5 protein-coding genes are annotated in these 3300 nt (G+C 33.8%); all 5 read right to left on the bottom strand.

What is annotated here, in order from left to right; translation table 11 throughout:
• Positions 1–554, bottom strand: a 554-nt coding sequence (locus tag DXB39_RS14555; RefSeq protein ID WP_117901618.1) for a LytR/AlgR family response regulator transcription factor, incomplete at its 3' end; no start/stop codon positions are given.
• A gap of 280 nt (positions 555–834) precedes the next feature.
• Entirely contained in the window at positions 835–2277 is a 1443-nt protein-coding gene (locus DXB39_RS14550; protein ID WP_015517468.1) for a hypothetical protein, read from the bottom strand.
• A gap of 72 nt (positions 2278–2349) precedes the next feature.
• On the bottom strand, positions 2350–2550 hold the full coding sequence (locus DXB39_RS15360) for a DUF6947 domain-containing protein (RefSeq protein ID WP_081453954.1): 201 nt from the start codon (positions 2548–2550) through the stop codon (positions 2350–2352).
• Entirely contained in the window at positions 2513–2701 is a 189-nt protein-coding gene (locus DXB39_RS14690; RefSeq protein ID WP_044928892.1) for a hypothetical protein, read from the bottom strand. Before DXB39_RS14690 ends, DXB39_RS15360 begins: the two co-directional genes overlap by 38 nt.
• A 48-nt stretch (positions 2702–2749) precedes the next feature.
• On the bottom strand, positions 2750–3300 hold a 551-nt coding region (locus tag DXB39_RS14540), incomplete at its 5' end, for a DUF3879 family protein (RefSeq protein WP_117901617.1).

The raw sequence follows: 3300 nt of genomic DNA, 5'->3' as shown, positions 1-3300 counted from the left end.
TCAACCAGTTTTTCAAAAATGCAGTCATACTCATATGTGATATCAGACAACGCTATCAGTACTTTTCTTGATCTTTTTATGTATTCAAAATATAAAATGTCCCTGAGTTTCAATTTGATTGACAGATACTCTTTCCCATTGCTGTCCGTCACTTTATAAAAATCCTTTTCTGCTCCGGTATCCGGCAGTTGATCCAGTAGTTCCAACATCTGCATTTCCAATTTATCATATTCCAGTGGTTTACATAGAAATGAAAATGCATGAACTTCGTTAATGACCTGCATACAATATTCTTCATAACTCGTAATATACACTAATTTCACATCCGGAAATTTTTCCTTTAATTTTCTCCCCAGTTTAATACCATTCAGTTCTTCCATCGAAATATCTAAAATTCCGATATCAATGTTGCTGATATTTTCAAGCATTTGATTTGCAGACGCAAATTGCTCAATATGATAAGCAATCTTTTGACTTGTAAAAATCTTATGCAGCATAGTCACTGCACACTCAAGATCTGCTATATCGTCATCACAGACAACAATTTCCAGCATATTACTCACCTTCTTCCTATCTTCCTACTATATCGGTAATTTTTATTTTTCCATTAAATAAATATAAAGTACTCTGCATATTATCTAAATAGGCTCTAAATAAATATCATATATATAGAAAATGTGCCATCATCTTGACGGCACATTTCCTATATTTTCCCCCCAAATTATATTGCTACAGTATAGAATACCATTGTCTGTCCATACTATCAGCTTCATACTGATATGTAATCAACTGATTCATGTCTTTTAAACCCGCCATTTCTATTAGGTTCTATCATTATATTATAGTTTTCATATTTTTATAGTATCCTGCATTATCCATAACACTATTATTGCCAGATGTACCCACAGTACTTACCTCAGAGTCCGAAATATTATACCCTGCCTTAAATGCAAGAATATCCTCCAATCCATATTGATTTTTATAATCCGTCAGCATATAGATATTATCTCGTATTTCCTCATATTTCGCATTGGCTTCCTGGGAGTTCATTATTTTACACATTTTCTCTGGAAGTCCGGTAATCTTCCCATTGTCATCTACGTTTATATCGTCAAATGAATACTGTCCATTTGTTGCTTTCTGAATGAACTGTTCCACTTCATAGTAAGCATTTACTAATCTATATTGTGTGTTAGAAATATCTGCTGTCTGAATATATTTTTCCCACATATCATCAGCAAAATTTTCCGATATCATATTTTTTATCTGTTCTTTGTTTTCTTCTGTAATGTCCCCGTTAATCGTAATAGTTCCAGATACATCTATTTCAATTTTCCATGATGTATCTGGCAGTTCAATTCCTTTTTCATTTGCTATTCTTTCTATTTCTGCATAAAAATCGTTTTTTATATAATTCGACTTCTCTGCTCTCTCATAATCAGATAAATTGGCAAATATTTTCACATATGCCATTTCCGACACACTTAACTGCTCCCCCTTTTTCATCTTATTTAATAATTCTTCTACACTATCCGTTCCCGAATATTTTTCATCTTCCGGCAACGCTTCAAATTGCATCTGATGTAATTTGTCAATTTCGCTTTGATATGTTTTTTCATATTTCTGCTTTATTGCATTTTTTTCTTCTGAATTATCTGCATTTGCTATTTCTTGTGAGTGCTGCACATTACTACTTGAAGTATCCCTGTTTTTCGTTTCCGTAATTTTTATTCTATAGGAACCTTCCCCGGAATCCGATGTCATATTGGAATTTTCTACTCTGATCACATAATCTGATGTAACGCAGTCCCAATTAGGTACCGTAAGCTGTTTATTACCATGTCCATCATCTGTCGCTATTCCAATCTGATTGCCATATAAATCGTACAATACTAAATTATATGCCTGACTATTCTTGCTTTCCAATGAAATCGTTATCTCTGAAGATATACCCATTTTAGAGTAAAAACTTTTTTGCGGATAAGAAAAAGAATAGTAATCTACATCATATTTTGAATCGATTGTTCCCTCTAAATAACTTTCATTATTATGCAACAATGTTCCTATATCATATGTACTGTAATAGCGATCTACCTGATCATCGTATTTCGTATGCTGATGATAACTATCATTCTTATTTGTTTTGGCATTTTCTATTAACACCGTTTGCTCATTTAATTCTTTCATCGGCGATTTAAAACTTTTTGCTGCATTTCCTGTCTCATATATTTTACTATCTACTATTCCGCCACCTATATAATGTACATAGTGTCCCATCTTATCGTCACCTCTTGGAATCCACGGATGGTATAAAAATACCATCCGTAATTTATTTATCTTTCTAAATATTTAGCCCACTATTATTCCGAAAGGAACTAAATAATCCAATGTCATCTGTGTCATTGTAGTGCAACTAGCATTTACATAAGAAATACCACTTACCCAATGTACTGTAACAGATGTTGCATAGTTTCCATCAATTGATCCTGATGGTGGATTATTGTCAACCAAGTCACTCCACCAACCTGCTGGTTGTTGATTTTCCTCCATTAATAGCATTCAGCTTAGTAGTTGTCTTACTATAAAAACTTGAAGCTGCAAATACTGGTGTTACAAAAAGCAAACAAACCATCATACTTACAACAACTGCCATAAACGTTTTTCTTGAAACCGTCTTTTTAGCTTTTTCTGATATTCTCATATTAGCAACCTCCTTCAAAAATGAAATATATTCCACATAAAAAACATACTATATTTTTATATCTACTGATTTCTTGCCACTCTCAACAGACTCTCTGGTAATGCCATCCAATGCACCAGCCGGTATTGGTTTACCAGCTCTCCATGTAGAATCTGCGGCTTTTGCAGCTTCTGCAAATGCCTGTCTGTATTGATGTTCATATTGTTCCATTGTCCAGCCTGCTGATAAACGGTCATCTTTATCCATTTTTCTATATAAATTGTTATATACGCTCTCTCTTTTGGTAGTATCACCATTTAGAGTACCATTTTCATTTAAGAATTCTTTCTTTGCCAGTTCAAACATTTCTTCCCGGCTGCTCTCTGGAATAGAAATGATATGTTTATAACTGTTTCTGTTCTCATCCGTTACCGCAAGTCCTGTTAATCCAGTATTCGGATCAATCCAGTCTCCGTTTTTGTCATACTGGCTCATCAGGTTCTTAATTGCCTGAACATTCGTAAACATTGCACCGTTTCCATTCTTCATCATCTCACTCAGTGCTGCTTTATACTTTTTACTGTTTGTGTCAATCCCTGCTGCTTTTAATTGTTTCTGTA

Origin of the sequence: Roseburia sp. OM03-7AC, from assembly GCF_003462625.1 — a bacterium.
In the GTDB taxonomy this organism is placed as follows: Bacteria; Bacillota; Clostridia; order Lachnospirales; family Lachnospiraceae; genus Roseburia_C; species Roseburia_C amylophila.
The sequence above is the reverse complement of the archived record's forward strand: the minus strand, read 5'-3'. Positions and strand labels throughout refer to the sequence as shown.

Coding starts and splice junctions, on each gene's coding strand:
- DXB39_RS14550 (WP_015517468.1), bottom strand. CDS start 2,277: ATGGGACACTATGTACATTATATAGGTGGCGGAATAGTAGATAGTAAA.
- DXB39_RS15360 (WP_081453954.1), bottom strand. CDS start 2,550: ATGGAGGAAAATCAACAACCAGCAGGTTGGTGGAGTGACTTGGTTGAC.
- DXB39_RS14690 (WP_044928892.1), bottom strand. CDS start 2,701: ATGAGAATATCAGAAAAAGCTAAAAAGACGGTTTCAAGAAAAACGTTT.